17 protein-coding genes are annotated in these 16345 nt (G+C 61.8%); 7 read left to right on the top strand and 10 right to left on the bottom strand.

The features are described from left to right. Window positions 1-30: 30 nt before the first annotated feature. Entirely contained in the window at window positions 31-915 is an 885-nt protein-coding gene (locus JWR51_RS04760) for a DMT family transporter (protein ID WP_299744347.1), read from the top strand. 55 nt (window positions 916-970) lie between these two features. Here JWR51_RS04760 and alaS read toward each other — a convergent pair whose 3' ends face one another. After that, window positions 971-3610: an alanine--tRNA ligase gene (gene alaS, locus JWR51_RS04755; RefSeq protein WP_299744344.1), complete on the bottom strand. Its 2640-nt coding sequence runs from the start codon at window positions 3608-3610 to the stop codon at window positions 971-973. Between the two features lie 211 nt (window positions 3611-3821). Then, complete coding sequence (gene recA / locus JWR51_RS04750; protein ID WP_299744341.1) at window positions 3822-4898, bottom strand: recombinase RecA; 1077 nt, start codon at window positions 4896-4898, stop codon at window positions 3822-3824. Between the two features lie 267 nt (window positions 4899-5165). On the opposite strand from recA, the gene araD1 reads away from it, so the two are divergent. The 4 genes from araD1 (at window position 5166) to JWR51_RS04730 (ending at window position 8176) form a co-directional block, all read left to right on the top strand. Then, a complete protein-coding gene (araD1, locus tag JWR51_RS04745) occupies window positions 5166-6155 on the top strand; it encodes an AraD1 family protein (RefSeq protein ID WP_299744336.1) in 990 nt (329 codons plus the stop codon). Window positions 6156-6232: 77 nt separating this feature from the next. Continuing rightward, on the top strand, window positions 6233-7252 hold the full coding sequence (locus tag JWR51_RS04740; RefSeq protein WP_299744334.1) for an aldo/keto reductase: 1020 nt from the start codon (window positions 6233-6235) through the stop codon (window positions 7250-7252). Between the two features lie 68 nt (window positions 7253-7320). Further along, the gene (locus JWR51_RS04735) at window positions 7321-7674 is read left to right on the top strand and encodes a metalloregulator ArsR/SmtB family transcription factor (RefSeq protein WP_299744331.1); all 354 of its coding nucleotides are present in this window, start codon (window positions 7321-7323) and stop codon (window positions 7672-7674) included. 10 nt (window positions 7675-7684) lie between these two features. Beyond that, window positions 7685-8176 carry an SRPBCC family protein gene (locus JWR51_RS04730; RefSeq protein WP_299744328.1) on the top strand — a complete coding sequence of 164 codons (492 nt, stop codon included), beginning with the start codon at window positions 7685-7687 and terminating at the stop codon, window positions 8174-8176. 4 nt (window positions 8177-8180) lie between these two features. On the opposite strand, the gene JWR51_RS04725 is transcribed toward JWR51_RS04730, so the two are convergent. From JWR51_RS04725 to JWR51_RS04690, 8 genes are all read right to left on the bottom strand, one after another. After that, entirely contained in the window at window positions 8181-8576 is a 396-nt protein-coding gene (locus tag JWR51_RS04725; RefSeq protein ID WP_299744325.1) for a DUF2237 domain-containing protein, read from the bottom strand. Continuing rightward, window positions 8573-11140: a cell cycle histidine kinase CckA gene (gene cckA / locus JWR51_RS04720; protein ID WP_299744322.1), complete on the bottom strand. Its 2568-nt coding sequence runs from the start codon at window positions 11138-11140 to the stop codon at window positions 8573-8575. The genes JWR51_RS04725 and cckA overlap by 4 nt, the downstream gene beginning before the upstream one ends. Window positions 11141-11282: 142 nt before the next feature. Beyond that, complete coding sequence (gene flhB / locus JWR51_RS04715; protein ID WP_299744319.1) at window positions 11283-12377, bottom strand: flagellar biosynthesis protein FlhB; 1095 nt, start codon at window positions 12375-12377, stop codon at window positions 11283-11285. 3 nt (window positions 12378-12380) lie between these two features. After that, a complete protein-coding gene (gene fliR, locus JWR51_RS04710; RefSeq protein ID WP_299744316.1) occupies window positions 12381-13148 on the bottom strand; it encodes a flagellar biosynthetic protein FliR in 768 nt (255 codons plus the stop codon). Between the two features lie 4 nt (window positions 13149-13152). Next, window positions 13153-13419, bottom strand: coding sequence for a flagellar biosynthesis protein FliQ (gene fliQ / locus JWR51_RS04705; RefSeq protein WP_299744313.1), 267 nt, complete (start codon window positions 13417-13419; stop codon window positions 13153-13155). A 140-nt stretch (window positions 13420-13559) separates the two neighbouring features. Next, window positions 13560-13895, bottom strand: coding sequence for a flagellar hook-basal body complex protein FliE (locus JWR51_RS04700; RefSeq protein WP_299744310.1), 336 nt, complete (start codon window positions 13893-13895; stop codon window positions 13560-13562). Window positions 13896-13906: 11 nt separating this feature from the next. Further along, window positions 13907-14320 (bottom strand): flagellar basal body rod protein FlgC, encoded by a 414-nt coding sequence (gene flgC, locus JWR51_RS04695; RefSeq protein ID WP_299744307.1) that lies wholly within the window; start codon window positions 14318-14320, stop codon window positions 13907-13909. An 11-nt stretch (window positions 14321-14331) separates the two neighbouring features. Continuing rightward, window positions 14332-14739 (bottom strand): flagellar basal-body rod protein FlgB, encoded by a 408-nt coding sequence (locus JWR51_RS04690; RefSeq protein WP_299744305.1) that lies wholly within the window; start codon window positions 14737-14739, stop codon window positions 14332-14334. Between the two features lie 170 nt (window positions 14740-14909). Here JWR51_RS04690 and JWR51_RS04685 point away from each other — a divergent pair, with 170 nt between their 5' ends. Both JWR51_RS04685 and fliP read left to right on the top strand, forming a co-directional pair. Next, a complete protein-coding gene (locus JWR51_RS04685) occupies window positions 14910-15575 on the top strand; it encodes a flagellar biosynthetic protein FliO (protein ID WP_299744302.1) in 666 nt (221 codons plus the stop codon). Then, entirely contained in the window at window positions 15550-16335 is a 786-nt protein-coding gene (gene fliP / locus JWR51_RS04680; protein WP_299744299.1) for a flagellar type III secretion system pore protein FliP, read from the top strand. Before JWR51_RS04685 ends, fliP begins: the two co-directional genes overlap by 26 nt. Window positions 16336-16345: the final 10 nt, after the last annotated feature.

Here is a 16345-nt window from a genome sequence, read left to right as displayed (position 1 = left end):
CCGCCTTACCTCCTATACCCGGACTATTCGATGCCGATCGGCGTCATTCTTGCTTTTGTGGCCTATGCCAGTTTCTCCATGGGCGATGCGCTGATCAAGGCGGTCGGCCCGGGCTTCAGCGTCTTCGAAATCGCTTTCTTCACCACCAGTTTCTCGATCATCCCGCTCGCGCTGACCAACCGCCGGGAGCGTTGGCGTGAAATGTTCAAGATGAAGCATCCCTGGCTGGTGCAATTGCGCTGCCTGACCGCAATCTGCGGCACCTCCCTCATCGTGTATGCCTTCACCCACATTCATTTCGCCGAAACCTATGCCATCGCCTTCACCACGCCGATTTTCGTCACCCTGCTATCGGTATTGATCCTCAAGGAGCATGTCACGCCACTGCGCTGGGTTCTGCTGCTGGTCGGTTTCGTCGGCGTGTTGTTGGTGGTGCGGCCGGGATTCCGCGAACTTGGCCTGGGGCACCTCGCCGCCTTTGCCAGCACCCTGGTCGGAGCGGTGACCACCGTCATCCTGCGTCATATCGCGCCCACCGAGAAGCGGGTCACCCTGGTCGGCGTCCTCGTGGTCTATTCCGTCATTTTCAACGGAACGATGATGCTGCACAGTTTCGTCTGGCCCACTTGGGAGCAGTTCGGCCTCCTCGCGCTCTGCGGCGCCTTTGGCGGCTGTGGCGGCCTGCTGCTCATTGCCGCCACCAAGGTCACGCCGGCCAACCTGCTCGCACCGGTGCAATATAGCCAGCTGATCTGGGGCATTATCCTGGGCACCGCGTTCTATCACGAATATCCCGACGCTCTGGCCATCGGAGGTCTCTTCGTCGTCCTCGGCGCCGGCCTGATGAACGTGCTCAGCGAAAAGACCAAAATCCGCTGGAAACCCCGCGTCTTCTTCTATCGCAGCGGGCTGTGAGAACGACGAAGCCCGCACCGGTCAGGATGCGGGCCTCGATAAATCACGCGTAAGATCAGAGGGCCGCTCTGATCGCCGCCATGGCCTCATTGGCCTTGCTACCATCCGGACCACCGGCCTGTGCCATGTCGGGGCGTCCGCCGCCACCCTGCCCGCCCAGCGCAGCCGAACCGGTCCGCACCAAATCGACGGCCGATACCTTGCCGACCAGATCCTCAGTAACGCCGACAGCGAGCCCGGCCTTGCCGTCTTCGGTAATGCCGATCACTACGACAACGCCCGAGCCGACCTGCTTCTTGGTCTGGTCGACCAGGCCGCGCAAATCCTTGGGCTGCAGGCCATCGACGATACGGCCGACAAAATTGACGCCGTTGATCGTCTCGGTTTCGGCCGAGGGACTATCCGCCCCGCCGCCCATTGCCAGTTTCTGGCGAGCATCAGTCAGGGCCCGTTCGGACTTCTTGAGCTGATCCTGCAAAGCCGCGATGCGATTGAGCACCTCCGCTGGCTGGGTGTGCAGCACATCAGCCACGCTGGCGACCAGATTGGTATTGGTGCGGGCATGGTGACGGGCCCCGCGCGCTGTCAGCGCCTCGATGCGACGCACGCCGGCGGCCACGCCGGACTCCCCGAGCACTGAAATCAGCCCGATATCGCCTGTGCGGCCGACATGGGTGCCGCCGCACAATTCGACGGACCAGCCCACCGCATTGCCGGTTGGATCGCCCATCGAGACGACCCGGACCTCATCGCCATACTTTTCGCCGAACAGCGCGCGCGCGCCCGATTGCTTGGCTTCCTCAACGCCCATCAACCGCGTTTCCACGCGTGAGTTCTGCAATACGATATCGTTGGCGATATCCTCGATCTGCGCCATTTCCTGTGGACTGATCGGCTTGGAATGAACGAAATCGAAGCGCAGCCGGTCGGCCGAGACCATCGAACCCTTTTGGGCGACGTGATCACCCAGAACGATGCGCAACGCCTCGTGCAGCAGGTGGGTGGCCGAGTGATTGGCGCGAATAGCCGAGCGGCGGCTATGGTCCACCATCAGGCTAAGCGGCGCACCCAGTGCAAGCGTGCCCTGCCGGACAGTAACCTTGTGGCCGAAGACGCCATGATTCTTGACCGTATCTATGACGTCGGCGGCCACGCCTTCGCCCGAGATCGTACCGGTATCGCCGACCTGCCCACCACTCTCGCCATAGAATGGCGTCTGGTTGAGCACGACGAAGCCCTCCTCGCCGGCGGCAAGCGTCTCGACCATCGCGCCGTTGCGCACCAGAGCCGTGACGACGCCCTCGGCAACCTCGGTTTCATAGCCAAGAAATTCCGTCGGACCGACTTTGTCGGCGACGGCAAACCAGACCTTGTCCTCGCCGGCCTCGCCCGAGCCCGACCAGCTCTTGCGGGCTTCGGCACGCTGGCGCGCCATGGCGTCCTCAAAACCGGTCAGGTCGACATTGACGCCGCGCATGCGCAGGGCATCCTGCGTCAGGTCGAGCGGAAAGCCGTAGGTGTCGTAGAGCTTGAAGGCGGTTACACCCTCAAGCATGTCGCCATGACCAAGGCCGACAGTGGCTTCGTCAAGCAGTTGCAAGCCGCGGCTCAAAGTCTTGAGGAAGCGGTTTTCCTCAAGGCGGATGGTCTCTTCGATCATCCCCTCGCCGCGCACCAGCTCGGGATAGGCCTGGCCCATTTCGCGCACCAGCGTCGGCACGATGCGGTGGATCACCGGCTCCTCGGCACCTAGTAGCGTGGCGTGTCGCATGGCGCGGCGCATGATGCGGCGCAGCACATAGCCGCGGCCCTCATTGGAGGGCAGCACGCCCTCGGCAATCAGGAAGCTCATCGAGCGCAGGTGATCGGCGATCACGCGCAGGCTCGGTGTCGTCGGATCGCCATTGAAGCCGGTCGCCTGCATGGTCGAGGAGATCAGCGTCTTGAACAGGTCGATTTCGTAATTGTTGTTGGTGCCCTGCATGACCGCGGCCACGCGCTCGAGCCCCATGCCGGTGTCGACCGAGGGCTTGGGCAGCACGGTGCGGCTGCCGTCCGGCGCCTGCTCGAACTGCATGAACACCAGGTTCCAGATCTCGACGAACCGGTCGCCATCCTCCTCGGGCGAGCCCGGAGGGCCGCCCCAGTACTTGTCGCCATGATCAAAGAAGATTTCCGAGCACGGGCCGCACGGGCCGGTATCGCCCATCTGCCAGAAGTTCGACTTGGCGCCGAGCCGAACGATCTTGTCGTCGGAGAGGCCCGCGATCTTCTTCCACAGCGCGAATGCCTCGTCATCGTCCTGATAGACGGTGGCGCTGAGCTTGTCCTTGGGCAAGCCCCATTCCTTGGTCATCAGGTTCCAGGCGTATTCAATCGCCTGTTCCTTGAAATAGTCGCCGAACGAGAAATTGCCCAGCATCTCGAAGAAGGTGTGATGGCGCGCGGTGAAGCCCACATTGTCCAGATCGTTGTGCTTGCCACCAGCGCGCACGCTCTTCTGTGCCGTGGTGGCGCGCTTGTAGTCGCGCTTTTCGACGCCGGTGAAGACGTTCTTGAACTGCACCATGCCCGAATTGACGAACATCAGCGTTGGGTCATTGCGCGGCACCAGCGGGCTCGAGGCCACCGGCTCATGCCCGTTGCGGGCAAAGTAATCCACAAAACTCGACCGGATATCGTTTACGCTCGTCATCAGACACTTTCATCGCGGGAATGGCGCAGCAGAGTGGCACCGAAGAAGGTACGGCTTTCTATCGCGGGCCCGCCTTCCCTGTCCAGCATTGGCGCCTCAGTCGCGCCGCAATCCGCTCAGAAAAGCGCCATCCGCTAAAATTGCCGGCGCAAGAACACAAAAAAGGGGCAGTGCTTGCGCACCACCCCCTAAATCCCTGCATGGGATAATCTTATTCGGCGTCGTCCGCCGCATCCTCGTCACCGGCCACGGCCAGCAGCACTTCGCCCAACAGGCCAGAGCTCTCGCGCACGCCCTGCTCGATAGTGGCGGCAATCGCCGGATTGTCCTTGAGGAACTGGCGCGAATTCTCGCGGCCCTGCCCCAGGCGTTGGCTGTCATAAGAGAACCAGGCGCCCGCCTTCTCGACGATGCCGCTCTTGACGCCGAGATCGAGCAATTCGCCGGTCTTGGAAATGCCTTCGCCATACATGATGTCGAACTCGACCTGGCGGAACGGCGGTGCCAGCTTGTTCTTGACCACTTTGACGCGGGTCTGGTTGCCGACGATTTCTTCGCGATCCTTGATCGCGCCGATGCGGCGGATATCGAGGCGCACCGAAGCGTAGAACTTGAGCGCATTACCGCCCGTGGTGGTCTCCGGCGAACCATACATCACGCCGATTTTCATGCGGATCTGGTTGATGAAAATGACCAGGCACTTGGACTTGGAGATCGAGCCCGTCAGCTTGCGCATCGCCTGGCTCATCAGGCGGGCCTGCAGGCCCGGCAATGAATCGCCCATTTCGCCTTCGAGTTCGGCTCGCGGCGTCAATGCCGCCACCGAATCGATGACCAGCACGTCGATGGCGCCGGATCGAACCAGCGTATCGGTGATTTCCAGCGCCTGCTCACCGGCATCGGGCTGTGAGATCAGCAGGTCATCGATGTTGACGCCCAGCTTGCGGGCATAAATCGGGTCCAAGGCATGCTCAGCGTCCACAAAGGCGCAAATGCCACCAGCGCGCTGCGCCTCGGCGATCACATGCAGCGCCAGCGTGGTCTTGCCCGAGCTTTCTGGCCCGAAAATCTCGACGATACGGCCCTTTGGCAACCCGCCAATGCCCAACGCAATGTCGAGGCCCAGCGAACCCGTGGAGATCGATTCGACCTCGATCGCGGCGCTTTCGCCAAGGCGCATGATCGAGCCCTTGCCGAAATTGCGCTCGATCTGGCTGAGTGCAGCCGCGAGCGCCTTATCCTTATCCATCGATCCACCTTCAACAACGCGAAGCGGCGAGCCAGCCATGATTCTCTCCTTATTTCACGCTCTTGGGGGCCTGGCAACGCGCTGGCACCGTAAACAGTCGTGCATTGAATGTGCCCTATTTGTTCTCATTTTGTTTCCGTGCTGTCAATGGGGAATTTTTGCCTTTCGCGCAAACGTCGCCAACACTCCAAGAATACGCCCGCCCCGCCGACCGCGTACCATTTTCCGCTTGCCCCTGACTAACATGTTGCGTTTTATGCCCGCCAATCAGCCCGAACCGGGCCAGCCACGGCCAGGAGCCACGCTATGAACCTCATTCAGTTTTTCGACCTCAACGGCGAACGCGCCGTCGGCCAGGTCGATGGCGACATCACCCGGCAGGTTAATGACGCCGCCAGCGTCTACGATCTGGCCATCGCCGCTCTGGCCCGCAATATCGGCATCGGCGCGCTGATCGCGGAAAAAGGCCTCGGCGCCGCCGTCGACAAGGCCGCTATCCTCGCCGAAGGCCGCATGCTGGCGCCGGTCGATCACCCAGATCCGGCCCATCTCTACGTCACCGGCACCGGCCTCACCCATCTCGGCTCGGCCTCGACACGTGACGCCATGCACAATTCCAACAAGCCGGCCGGCGAGCTGACCGACTCGATGAAGATGTTCCAGATGGGCCTGGAAAACGGCAAGCCCGCCGATGGCAGCAAGGGCGTGCAGCCCGAATGGTTCTACAAGGGCAACGGCTACACCGTGGTCAATCCCGGCCACCCGATCCCCTCCCCGTCCTTCGCCCGCGATGCCGGCGAAGAGCCCGAGATTGCCGGCATTTATGTCATCGATCAGAACGGCCAGCCGCGCCGGCTCGGCTTTGCGCTGGCCAATGAATTTTCCGACCACGTCACCGAACGGGTCAACTACCTCTACCTCGCCCATTCCAAACTGCGTGCCTGCGCCTTCGGACCCGAACTACGCGTCGGCGACCTGCCGTCCCATATCGAGGGCATGTCGCGCATCAAGCGCGATGGCCAGGTGATCTGGGAAAAGCCGTTCCTCAGCGGCGAGGCCAACATGAGCCACACCATCGCCAACCTTGAATATCACCACTTCAAATACGAGCTGTTCCGCAATCCGGGCGATATTCACGTCCACATGTTCGGCACCGCGACGCTGAGCTTTGCCGATGGCGTGGTCACCCAGCCCAATGACGTGTTCGAGATCGAGGAAGCCCAGTTCGGCGCGGCTCTGCGCAACCCGATTCGCATCGAAGCCGAGCATCCCGTCATCGTCGGCAACGTCTACTAAGCGCAAACTTTGCGCGGCCCCCGGCTTTACGCCGCGCTACTAGCATGTCAGTTGTCCCTCCATCCGGAGGGACAATCATGACCAAGCTCAGTTTTGAAAAACGCCGCGTCGGCAAGACCGCGCTCGAAGTGACAACCCTTGGCCTCGGCGGCGCATCGCTCGCTGGCATTTTCAGCGCCGTGCCGGCCGAACAGGCCCGCGCCACGGTAGCGCACGCGCTCGATGTCGGCATCAATTATGTCGATACCGCACCGCAATACGGCCTCGGGCGCTCCGAGCATCTGGTCGGCGACGCGCTACGCGAGCGCCGTGGCGAAGCGATCCTGTCCAGCAAGGTCGGCCGCCTGCTGAAGCCCGTCAAAGTCGCCGAGCAGGACAAGGGCGCCTGGGTCGATCCCCTGCCCTTCAACCAAGCGTACGACTATTCCTACGACGGCATCATGCGCTCGTTCGAGGACAGCCTGCAGCGCCTCGGCGTCAACGCGATCGACGTTCTCTACGTGCACGACATAGGCGTCGCCACCCACGGCGTCGAAGCCAACAAGCCGCTCTGGGCGCAACTCGCCAATGGCGGCTACAAGGCGCTGCGCGAACTGCGCGACAGCGGCGTCATCTCGGCCATAGGCCTCGGCGTCAACGAGTGGGAGGTGCTTATGGACGCCTTCGCCCTCGGCGATTGGGACGTGTTCCTGCTCGCCGGCCGCTATACGCTGCTGGAGCAGACCTCCTTGCATCCCTTCATGTCCACCTGCATCGAGCGCGGCGCATCCGTCGTGGTCGGTGGTCCGTTCAATTCTGGTATCCTCGTGGGTGGCGACAAATTCAATTATGCCAAGGCGCCCGAGGAAATCGTCGCCAAAGTCAAGGCCATCGAAGCCGTCTGCAAGGACTTCAATGTGCCACTACCCGCCGCGGCGCTGCAGTTTCCGCTGACCCACCCGGCCGTCTGCAACGTCCTCCCCGGCCCGCGGTCACCAGCCGAACTGGATGGCATTCTCGATTGGTGGCAGGTCAAAATTCCGGCCGAACTGTGGACTGCGCTGGCCGACAAAGGCCTGCTCGCGGATGGCACACCGATCCCTCACGCCGCTGGCTGATCGCTTGACGTCGCGCGGCGTCCAGCATTAATATAACCAGATAGTTTTAGAACTCTTGGGTTATAGAAATGTTGGACGCAGCGCGCCTCGATGCCACCTTTGCGGCCCTGTCCGATCCGACGCGGCGGGCCATTCTGGCGCGATTGGCGCAGGGCGACGCCTCGGTCACCGAGCTCGCCGAACCGTTCGCCATGAGCCAGCCGGCGATTTCCAAGCATCTCAAGGTGCTCGAAGGCGCTGGCCTGATTTCGCGGGGCCGCGACGCCCAGCGCCGCCCTTGCAAGCTGGAGGCAGAGCCGCTCGCCGAAGCCACTGGCTGGCTGATCGAATATCGCCAATACTGGGAAACCAGCTTCGAGCGCCTCGATGACCTGCTGGACGAATTGAAGCGGCTCGAAAAACTGGCTGGCAATCGCAACTGAGGAGGACCGCATGGGCTTTGCCGGGCCATTGACCGTCACGACGCCGAGCGACCGCGAAATCGTCATCACCCGCCAGTTTGATGCCCCGCGCCATCTGGTGTTCGCCTGCTACACGCAGGCGCCATTGATCCGCCGCTGGCTCAACGGCGCGCCGGGCTGGACCATGCCGGTCTGCGAGTTCGACCCCAAGGTCGGCGGCCGCTATCGCTATGAATGGAAAAGCCCGGATGGCTATGTCATGGCCATGGGCGGGGTGATCCGGGAAATCGAGCCGGTGGAGCGCATCGTCAGCGCCGAAATCTTCGATGAGGACTGGACCGGTGGCGAGACGGTTTCCACAATCGTGCTGAATGAAGCCAACGCCCAGACCACGCTGATCAACACCATAGTTTACAGCTCCAGGGAAGCCCGCGACGGGGCATTGGCGACGCCGATGGCTGAGGGCATGGAATACGGCTACAGCCAGCTCGACCGGTTGCTTGATGAGGGTTTTGATCCCTGAATCATCAATTCAGGTCGCGCGCATAAGCCCTTAGCGTCTCAAGCGAAATCAGTTCCAGCACGGCTTGGTTGGTGGCGCGCAGATAGACTCGTGGCGCCATGCCGGCTGCGTGCGCCTGCTTCCAGCGCATGGCCACCAGACACCAGCGGTCCCCGGCCTTGAGTCCGGGGAATGCAAAGGCGGGCATCGGGCAGCTGAGATCATTCCCCATCGACTTGGAATAGGCCAAAAATTCCTCGGTCGCCTCGATGCAGACCAGATGCTGCGCCGCCCCGTCGGGGCCGGCGGCACAATAGCCGGTGCGAAAGAACCCGGTCAGCGGGTCGTTCGAGCATGGCTGCAGCGCCTCGCCGAGAACGTTGAATTCAGTTGGTCCCTCGAAACGTCCGGCGACGTTCACGCCTCGTCGCCCTTGCCGATTTTCTGCAGCACTTCCTTGACCTTGGTATTGATCTGGTCGAGCGAATAGGGCTTGGGCAGGAACTCGACGCTCTGGTCGTCCTCGATATCGCGGCGCACGCTTTCCTCGGCATAGCCGGACACGAAGATGACCTTGAGATTGGGCATGGTCTCGCGCACATGCTTGAGCAGCGTCGGCCCGTCCATTTCGGGCATAACCACGTCGGAGATCATCAGGTCGATCTTGAACTCAAGCTCTTCCAGCACTTCCAGTGCCTCTTCGCCGCCATCGGCCTCAAACACCTCATAGCCGGTGGTGCGCAGCGCCCGCGCGGAGAAGGCACGCACGCTTTCCTCGTCTTCCACCAGGAGGATGCGCTCATGCCCGGTCAGGTCGCGTACCGGTGCCGCCACGGCCGCCTTGACCGCCTCGGCTTCCACCGGGATGTGGCGCGGCAGGTAGATCTTGAAGGTCGTGCCGACACCGACGACTGAGACCGGGTAAATGAAGCCCTCGGTTTGCTTGACGATGCCATAGACCGTCGACAGACCCAAGCCGGTGCCCTTGCCCAATTCCTTGGTGGTGAAGAACGGCTCGAAGATCTTTTCGATGATCTCGGCGCTCATGCCCGTGCCGGTATCCTGCACTTCGATCAGCACGTAGTCGGCCGGTACCATGCCCTTGAAGGTCAGCTTTTCGGCGTCGTCATGGGTCACATTGCCGGTTCGGAGCGTGATCGAGCCACCGTCGGGCATGGCGTCGCGGGCGTTGACGACGAGGTTGATGATCACCTGCTCCAGCTGCACCACGTCGGCGCGTACCGGCCAGATATTGCGGCCATGCTCGACTTGCAGCGTGTTCTTCTCACCGATCATGCGCTTGAGCAGCACGGTCAGGTCGTCGACGATCAGCGGCAGTTCCAGAGTTTGCGGCCGCAGCGTCTGCCGGCGCGAAAAAGCCAGCAATTGCCGCGTCAAACCCGCGGCGCGATTGGCATTCTGCTTGATCTGCATCAGCTCGCTGAACGATGGATCGCCAGGCTTGTGCTTGAGTAGCAATAGATCCGAAAAGCCGATTATTGCGGTCAAAAGGTTATTGAAATCATGCGCAACACCACCCGCCAATTGGCCCACAGCCTGCATCTTCTGGCTCTGCGCGAACTGCGCTTCGAGCTTGCGCTGGTCGGTCATATCGAGCGCATAGACGTTGACCTGCTCTGGCGAGCCGGCGCTCATTTCCGAGCCGGACACATAGAGCCGCACCGCGTGATCGCCCTCGGCGGTCAGCAGGGCATCGACCGGGTCGATTTCGGACTGATGCGCCGCCGCGTCCTCGATTGCACGGGCGAACTTCTCGCGGCTGCCCTCGCCGATCAGATCGGCCAGCGGTTGGAGTTCGAGGCTCTTTTCCTCGCCCGACCATTTGAAGATGCGCCCGAAAGGCGCATTGGTGCGGATGATCCGGCCAGCGCCATCCAGCGTCGCGATGGCAAATGGCGTATCGTTGAAAAAGCGCGAGAACCGCACTTCGGCGGCTCGCAATTCTTCCTCATTGTCCGGCGCGCTCGAGCGATCCAGCACCAGCGTGCGCGTTTCACCCAGTTCGCCATCGGCCATGCGCGCCGCCCGGTGCAGCAAGCGCACCGGAAAGCTGGTGCCATTGCGCCGCACCAGGTCGATATCGATGATCTCGGTACGGATTTCGCCGTCGCTGCGCCCGCGCATCAGCAGGGTCGCCCCATCGCCGCGCACGATATCGGCCATGCTCAAATGGCCCGAATTGAACTCGGCCAGGTCATAGCCCAGCCAATCGGTCAGCGTCGAATTGAGATACTGGATCGCCCCATGCGCGTCGGCCGAGAAAAAGCCGGCCGGCGAATGGTCGAGATAGTCGATTGCGCGCTGCAGGTCGCGGAAGGCGCTCTCGTTGTTGTCGCGGTCGCGGGTGATGTCCTCGACAGACCACATGATCAGCGGTTTGCGGACCTCGTCGGTCTCCGGCAGCGGCCGCACTGCCACGCGATACCAGAATGCCCGATTGCTCTCGGCCTGCGAACCGCCGAGCCCGCCGACCAGCCGAATGTCCTCGACCGCTCCCCGGCCATCCTTGGCCGCTCGCGACAGCCGGTAGATCGCCTCACTAGCCTCGGACTGCCCGGCAAACAGCCGCGGAACGCCCAGCGGCACGCCATTGCTGACCCCGCCAGCGAACGAGCCATAGTGGCCGTTCACATAAGAAATCTTGCCGTCCCGGTCCGCCACCACCGCCCCATAGGGCAGGCTATCGACCACAGCGCGAGAAACCGTCCGCCGCTCCTCGGTGCTGCCGAAGCGGAACAGGCCCGCCGCCAGCCCGAACAGGCAGAACACGCCGACCACAGCCAGCACGCCGACAAAAGCGATGATCCAGTCGCCAGGAATCTGATCTCCGAACACCGAAAACACCACGGCCACGGCGACCAGCACCAGGCCCAGCCCGGCCACGCGCCACACGCCGGCATTGCTGCGGGACGATGCCAGCAGCGGCTCCGGATAATTACCCTCGCCCAGCGGCGTCGATGTCATGGATGTCGCGCTCCGATGCCGAATCAGTGGCTGCCCCTAGCTCTAGCAAATGGCCCGCCCGTGCGGGAGGTGCATGCGGGTTATCAACATAGTGCACCCACCCGATGGCGGTAAAAAGACCATACAACCTGCGCCATTCGGTCTATTTTGCCGGAGTGCCCGCTTTCCATCCGGTCCGGCTCTTGAGCCGCATCACGAAGCCGATGACCTCGGCGACGGCCTTGAAGTGATCGGCCGGGATCACTTCGTTGACATCGACGCTGGAGAACAGCGCTCGCGCCAGTGGCGGGTTCTCGATGATCGGCACATTGTTTTCCGTCGCGACCGTGCGGATACGCAGCGCCACAGCATCGGCACCCTTGGCGACGCAGATCGGCGCCCGCATGGCCTTGTCATAGCGCAAAGCCACGGCAAAGTGGGTCGGGTTGGTGATGACCACCGTCGCATTGGGCACGGCCGCCATCATGCGCGAGCGCGAACGCTCCTGCCGCAATTGGCGCAGGCGGCCCTTGATCTTGGGATCGCCTTCCATCGATTTGTATTCTTCGCGGGTTTCCTGGACCGTCATCATCTGCCGCTTCCACCATTTCTGGCGCTGATAGATGAAATCGGCCATGGCGATGATGGTCATCACCGCCAGCACCGCGGTAAAAATCTTCACCCCGATTTCCTGGAAATCCATCAGGATCATCCGCGGATCGGCGGTCATCATGGTGTCGAGGCGATCGCGCTCGGGCCAGATCGTGAAGAACAGCACCGCGCCCATGATGCCGATCTTGGCCAGGCCCTTGCCGAAATTGACCAGCGCCTCGGCCGAAAAGAGCCGCTTAAAACCGGCCAGCGGCGAGACCTTGGAGAATTTGGGCGTGATCGGCTCGGCCGACAGCAACGGCCGATGCTGCACCAGGTTGGAGGCAATGGCGCAGGCCGACAGAATGGCCAGCGGTGGCAATACGATGCCAAGCAATGACAGCGCCAAACCGTTGAAGAAATTGCCAAATGCCGCGCCGCCAACTTCGAACTGGTCCGAATTGGCCACCAGGACCCGAAGCGACGCCATCAGGCTGGCACTGGCCGATGGCGCAAACATCGCGAACACCGCCGCCGAGCCGAGCAGCATGAACCAGGTCGTCACCTCCTGGCTTTTGGCGACGTCGCCCTTGTTGTGGGCGTCCTCCAGCTTCTTTTGTGAGGGGTCTTCGCTTTTGCTGGATTCTTCTGGGGCTTCGTCGGACATGCCTCAGCCCCTCCACATCGCCAGATGCTCTTCGAATGCCGATAGGTACCAGCCCATCATCATGGTCAGAAGCAGTGCGAAAAGGATCAGCCCGCCAATGATATTGGCGGGCATCAGCACGAAGAAAACCTGCATCTGCGGCATCAACCGCGCCAGGATCCCGGCGCCCAGATTGAACACCAGCCCGAACACGATGAACGGCGCCGACATCTGCACGCCGATAATGAAGGCATGCGCTACCGTCTTGATCATCAACTGCGCCGCATCGTCGAACATCAGCGGGCTGTCGATGGTGAACACCATGTAGCTGTCGTAGATCGCCGCCAGCGCCACGTGATGCAGGTTGGTGGCGAAGATCAGCGTCACGCCGACAAAGGACAGGAAGCTACCGAATACCGCACCCTGAATACCGGCCTGCGTCGGATCGGCTGACTGCGCCGTGCTAAGGCCCGACTGGAACGCCACGATGGCACCCGCCACCTGCGTGGCCATCACCGTGACCCGCACGATGGCGCCAAGCATCAGGCCGATCGCCAGCTCGTGAAACAACAGGCCAAAAACCGCCATCGTATCGGAGGGCAAAGCGGGCATACTGGGCGACAACAGGGGATAAAGCACCAGCGTGAAGGCCAGCGCGAAGCTGAGACGCATCCGGGCAGGAATCATCTGCTCGCCCAAGGCGGGCATCAGCATCAGAATGGCGCCGATGCGCGCAAACAGCAAAATATAGATAAAAGCGGTCTGGGGCAGCCAGTCGAGCCCGATGGTCAAGGGCCTATCCGCCCACGATGATCATATCGACCACCCGATTCATGAAACCGCCCATGGTGGCGCCGAGAAACGGCAGCGTCAGCAACATGGTCAGGAAGATGGCGATGATCTTGGGCACGAAGACGAGGGTCTGTTCCTGAATCTGAGTCAGCGCCTGGAACAGCGAAATCACCACGCCGACGAGCAACCCAACCAGCATCATCGGCGCCGACACGATAATCAGTGTCCAGATGCCATCGGTGGCAATATCGAGAACTTCAGCACCGTTCATCGTAGCTTCCCATGGCGTCTCGCCGGCGAATCGTCGCCCCACTCTACTCCCGCGGTATCATTCTGGCACAAGCCAGAATCCAGTATTCAGCACTCGAACGCCCCAAGCGCGGCCTGGGCCGGAATGAAGTCCGAAGGACGTTAGATCGGCATCCGCATGATTTCTTCGTAGGCCGAGATGACGCGATCGCGCACGGTCACCATGCTCTCGATAGCGATTTCGGTCTGCGACAGCGCCGTGACCATATCGACCACGTCGGCCTTGCCGTTGACCATGTTCATCGACATGGCATCGGAGGTCTTGCCGGTATCGATCACGCCCTGCACCTGCTGCGAGAGCATCTTGGCGAAGTCCGGCTGCAGCGCGTGCTGCGCCAGCAGATCGTTGCCCGGTGTCGAAGGCTGAGACACCTGGGATATGAGTTGGGAGGCATTGTTATAGGCCGCAGTGGCCGCATTCAAAGGTACGGTCGTCATGATCTGGTCCCTTAACCACGCAGGATGTCGAGCGTCCGGCCCAGCATCTGCCTGGTCACGGTCACTACATTGAGATTGGCTTCATAGGTTCGTTGGGCCTCGCGCATATCCATGGCCTCGATCAGGGGATCGACATTTGGATATTGCACGTAACCCTTGGCATCGGCGGCCGGGTGCCCCGGCTCATAACGGCTTTGGAAATCACTCATGTCATAGGCCAGCTTGCCGACCTCGACGATCTTGCCGCCCACATCGGCATCGAACTTGGTGTCGAAGGTGGGAACGCGCCGGCGATAAGGGTCTTCCCCCGGCTTCTTGCCGGTCGAGTCGGCATTGGCCAGGTTCTCGGCGATCACCCGCATCCGCGCGGTCTGCGCGTGCAGGCCGGTGGCCGCGATCCGTAGCGAAGCATTGAAATCTGCCATGCTCTAAACTCCTAGGCCTGCCGGCCCATTGCGGTGCGCAGGATCTTGATCGACTTCTGGTACAGCGAGGTTGCCGCTTGGTAGTCCATCAAGTTGGTGGAAACCTTCATCATCTCGTCTTCGAGCGACACGCCGTTGCCTTCGGGGGTAATCTCGAAATTGGCCATCGGTTGACCGCCAAAGGCGCCCTGCCCGTCATTGCCCACGGAAAAGTGCTTGGGCTGCGTTGCCGTGGTCGTAACGGTGGCCGAGGAAAATGGCCCCACCTGATCGTCGAAATTGAACTCTTTCAGGTCCCGACCACGAAAACCGGGCGTTTCGGCATTGGCGACATTTTCGGCCAGCAGCCCTTGACGCGCCTGATGCCAGTGCATTTTGTCGGTCAGTGCAGTAAAGACTGGCATGTCCAGCAGGCCCATAGATCAAACTCCCCACGACTCTGGCGTGATGGGCAATTCTTGCCGCCTGATGGTTAACCAAGTGTTAACGTTGGCGGTCGTAACAGCCTACTGCCTCGCAATTTGCAAGTTTGCGGGGTCTAATCGGCAAAATATGCCGCCTCAGGTCGGCGAGTCTCGGAGATTAAACCGTGCAGTTCATCACCAGCCTTTTTGGAGGCGAGGGCAGTTCCCTCTTCACCGCCCTGTTTGCGCTTGGCGCCGTCATCGTCTTGATCGTGCTCGCCGTTTGGCTGCTCAAGGTGGTGTTCAATGCCTCGGGCAATATGGCGCGCGGCCGCAACCGGCGCCTGTCGGTGGTCGATAGCCTGGCGCTCGATCCCAAGCGCCAACTGCTGATTATCCGCCGCGACAATGTGGAGCACCTGATTTTGACCGGCGGCCCGCAAGATGTGGTGATCGAAGCGGGAATCGCCATGGCAGAAGCGGCTTCGCAGCCCAGCCGCCGCCCCATGCCGGTGGCGCCGCGCCGTCCAATGCCGATTCGCCCGGCTGTTGCCGGCGTCCCCCCCGTGGCTGCACCGACCACCGTTGCCGAGCCTTCTGCCGCCCCTGCCCGCGCCATCGAGAAGCTGCGCGACCCCGAGCTTCGCTCCCCGGCAAAGTCGCTGCGTCACACCGGCCTGATGCGCCCGGTGCCGCCAGTGGAACCCTCTGTTAACCTCTCCGAGAATTCAGATCAGCTCGATCACGACTCAGCTAAAGAGGTTGAGGGCTACTCCAGCACTGGAATCACAGAGTTTGACGAACAGGACGGCGATATCCGGCGAGATGAACGAAAAGCCGACGGCGTCTAGGCGCCGCCGTTACCTGCCATGGCTAGGGTTGGCTGCCGCATTGGTGCTGACCTTCGCGCCTAGCCTGGCCTTCGGCCAGGAACTTTCCATAGACTTCGGCGACGAGACGACGCTGACCCAGCGGGCCATCCAGCTCATCGGGCTGATCACCCTGCTGTCGCTGGCGCCGTCCATTCTGGTGATGGTCACCAGCTTCACCCGCATCGTGGTGGTGCTGTCGCTGCTGCGCACCGCCATCGGCCTACAGACCGCGCCCCCCAACTCGGTGATGGTGTCGCTGGCGTTGTTCCTGACGCTGTTCGTCATGGCGCCCACCTTGCAGCAGACCTACGATCAGGCCATCGCCCCCTTGATGGCCGGGCAGATCGAGGCCACCGAGGCGTTCGAATTGGGCAGCAAGCCGATCCACGAATTCATGCGCGCGAATGTGCGCGAGAAGGATCTGCAGCTCTTTTACGACCTGACCGATGCCCAGCCCCCGGCCGAGCCCGAAGCCATTCCGCTGCAGTTGCTGATCCCGGCCTTCATGATCTCGGAACTGCGCCGCGCCTTCGAAATCGGCTTCCTGCTGTTCCTGCCCTTTGTGGTCATCGACATGGTGGTGGCCTCTGTGCTGATGTCGATGGGCATGATGATGCTACCGCCCATCGTCATCTCGCTGCCGTTCAAGCTGATCTTCTTCGTGCTGGTCGACGGCTGGTACCTGGTCGCCGGCTCGCTGGTCCGCAGCTTCGTTTCCGGCACCACCGGAGCCGGCTAGGCTTTCGCCA

The sequence above is a fragment of the Devosia sp. genome (genome assembly GCF_028290625.1).
GTDB lineage: Bacteria > Pseudomonadota > Alphaproteobacteria > Rhizobiales > Devosiaceae > Devosia.
Note: the sequence above shows the minus strand (reverse complement) of the source record. Positions and strands in the feature narration are given on the sequence as shown.